The organism is Mesorhizobium sp. M8A.F.Ca.ET.021.01.1.1 (genome assembly GCF_003998025.1).
GTDB lineage: Bacteria > Pseudomonadota > Alphaproteobacteria > Rhizobiales > Rhizobiaceae > Mesorhizobium.
The window spans coordinates 1-2,189 of sequence record NZ_RZSJ01000790.1; the positions used below are offsets into that span (position 1 = coordinate 1).

The 2,189-nt window shown below is 60.2% G+C and carries 5 protein-coding genes; 4 read left to right on the forward strand and 1 reads right to left on the reverse strand.

The genetic code is table 11. From position 1 onward, the window contains the following. Positions 1-229 (forward strand): DNA gyrase C-terminal beta-propeller domain-containing protein (locus tag EOA36_RS33890; protein WP_145969471.1); only part of this gene is annotated, 229 nt, incomplete at its 5' end. A gap of 60 nt (positions 230-289) precedes the next feature. Here EOA36_RS33890 and EOA36_RS33895 read toward each other — a convergent pair. Then, a complete protein-coding gene (locus EOA36_RS33895) occupies positions 290-442 on the reverse strand; it encodes a hypothetical protein (protein WP_127281063.1) in 153 nt (50 codons plus the stop codon). Between the two features lie 194 nt (positions 443-636). Between EOA36_RS33895 and coaD the strand changes: the two genes are divergently transcribed. From coaD to EOA36_RS33910, 3 genes are all read left to right on the forward strand, one after another. After that, positions 637-1,137 carry a pantetheine-phosphate adenylyltransferase gene (coaD, locus tag EOA36_RS33900; protein ID WP_127281064.1) on the forward strand — a complete coding sequence of 167 codons (501 nt, stop codon included), beginning with the start codon at positions 637-639 and terminating at the stop codon, positions 1,135-1,137. Between the two features lie 17 nt (positions 1,138-1,154). Next, positions 1,155-1,742, forward strand: a complete 588-nt coding sequence (locus tag EOA36_RS33905; protein ID WP_127281065.1) for a peptidylprolyl isomerase — start codon at positions 1,155-1,157, stop codon at positions 1,740-1,742. 26 nt (positions 1,743-1,768) lie between these two features. Continuing rightward, positions 1,769-2,189 (forward strand): peptidylprolyl isomerase (locus EOA36_RS33910; protein WP_145969472.1); only part of this gene is annotated, 421 nt, incomplete at its 3' end.

Below are 2,189 nucleotides of genomic sequence, written 5' to 3' on the forward strand. Positions count from 1 at the left end.
GATCATGCTGGTGTCGGACGGCGGCACCGTCATTCGTGTGCCCGTCAATGGCATCCGTTTCGCTAGCCGCGCCACCAAGGGCGTGACCATCTTCAACACGGCTGAAGGTGAAAAGGTGGTTTCGGTCGAACGGATTTCGGAGCCACAAGCGGACGAGGAAGCGGAAGAGGTCGAGGGTGGCGCGGAGCCCGGTTCGACGCCTGACGGCAGTCCGGATAACAGCGAATAGTCGTTGGTTAACATAGCAACGCCGGCCTGGTGGCCGGCGCGGCAGCAAGTCGACAGTAGCTTAGTAGTGGCGATACGGCTTGCGCAGGCCGAAGCCTTCGAAGCGTTTGGTGGTTGCCTTGACGCGGATGCGCTGCGCCTCCTGATGCAGCCCGAATACTGTGGCGATCAGCATGGCGGCGGTCATTGCGGTGGCGAGCATGTAGATCAGCATGTGCGTGTTCTCCTGCGCCTTACAACGGATATATGGGGCTTTGGTTTCATCTTATTAAGGGTGCAACCTAGTGAACGCTGCGTGAAGGCTTCGTGATCAGCGTATTCATCTGTCGTTCATGTGCCGGAAAAGGTTCACGGGCCGCCTGCCGATCGGATTTGCCTTTGTGAGAGAGGCTCGCTAGAAGCTCCGGCATGACCGAACGCATCGCCCTTTACGCCGGCTCCTTCGACCCGCTGACCAACGGCCATCTCGATGTGCTGAAAGCGTCACTGGCGGTTGCCGACACTGTCTATGCGGCGATTGGAATTCATCCGGGCAAGAAGCCGCTGTTCTCCTTCGAGGAGCGGGTGCGGTTGATTGAAGCCGCCACGAAAGCCGAATTCGGCCGCGATGGCGCCCGCATCAAAGTGGTCGCTTTCGATGGGCTGGTGATCGATGCCGCCAGAAGGGAAGGCGCCTCGATCATGATCCGCGGTCTGCGCGATGGCACCGACCTCGACTACGAAATGCAGATGGCGGGCATGAACGAAACCATGGCGCCGGAGTTGCAGACAGTTTTCCTGCCGGCCAGCCCGTCGGTGCGAACCATTACCGCCACACTTGTGCGCCAGATAGCCTCGATGGGCGGCGACATCCGTCCCTTCGTGCCGGCGGCCGTGGCCGGTGCGCTCACCGCAAAATTCGCGAAATAAGCTCGGAGAAAATCCTCATGCAGCTCAAAAGGCTCGCCTCATTCCTTGTTGTGCTCGCCGGTCTCTTGACCGCGTCCGTTTCCGCCTATGCTGCAGACCCGGAAAACACCATGATCATCACGCTGAAGGGGGGCGACGTCACCATAGCGTTGCGCCCCGATCTGGCACCCAAGCATGTAGCGCAGATCAAGAAGCTGGTGCGCGATCATGCCTATGACAATGTGGCTTTCCATCGCGTCATCGACGGCTTCATGGCGCAGACCGGCGACGTCAAGTTCGGCAACATGGAGAAAGGATTCAATGCCCAGGCCGTCGGCACCGGTGGCTCGGACCTGCCCGACCTGCCGGCCGAATTCTCCCAGACCGAGCACTACAAGCGTGGCGTGGTCGGCATGGCCCGCTCGCAGGATCCGAACTCCGCCAATTCGCAGTTCTTCATCATGTTCGCACCGGCACCGCCGCTCGATGGCCAATATACCATCGTCGGCAATGTCGTCAGCGGCATGGAGCTGGTGGACAAGATCAAGAAGGGCGACGAGGCGGACAATGGCACGGTTGCCGATCCCGACCGGATGATCAAAGTGCGCATTGCCGCCGACAAATAGTTCCATTTTACAAAAGGATATCTGACATGGCTGAGATCAAGGACCGCGAGAACGCGCTCATCATGGAAACGACCAAGGGCGAGGTCGTCATCGAACTGTTTCCCGATTTGGCCCCCGGCCATGTCGCCCGCATCAAGGAACTGGCGCGCGAAGGCGCCTATGATGGCGTCGTCTTCCACCGCGTCATCGAAGGCTTCATGGCGCAGACCGGCGACGTCAAGTTCGGCAACTCGAGCAAGCCCTCGTTCGCGCCTTCCCGCGCGGGCATGGGCGGCTCGGAAAAGCCTGACCTGAAGGCAGAGTTTTCCAACGCGAACCACGGTCGCGGCACCTGCTCGATGGCCCGTTCGCAGAACCCGAACTCGGCCAATTCGCAGTTCTTCATCTGCTTCGACGATGCCGCGTTCCTCAACCGCCAGTACACGGTCTGGGGCCAGGTCATCGAAG

Excerpts from the sequence above, each read along its gene's own strand:
- EOA36_RS33895 (WP_127281063.1), bottom strand. The coding sequence starts at position 442 with ATGCTGATCTACATGCTCGCCACCGCAATGACCGCCGCCATGCTGATC.
- coaD (WP_127281064.1), top strand. The coding sequence starts at position 637 with ATGACCGAACGCATCGCCCTTTACGCCGGCTCCTTCGACCCGCTGACC.
- EOA36_RS33905 (WP_127281065.1), top strand. The coding sequence starts at position 1,155 with ATGCAGCTCAAAAGGCTCGCCTCATTCCTTGTTGTGCTCGCCGGTCTC.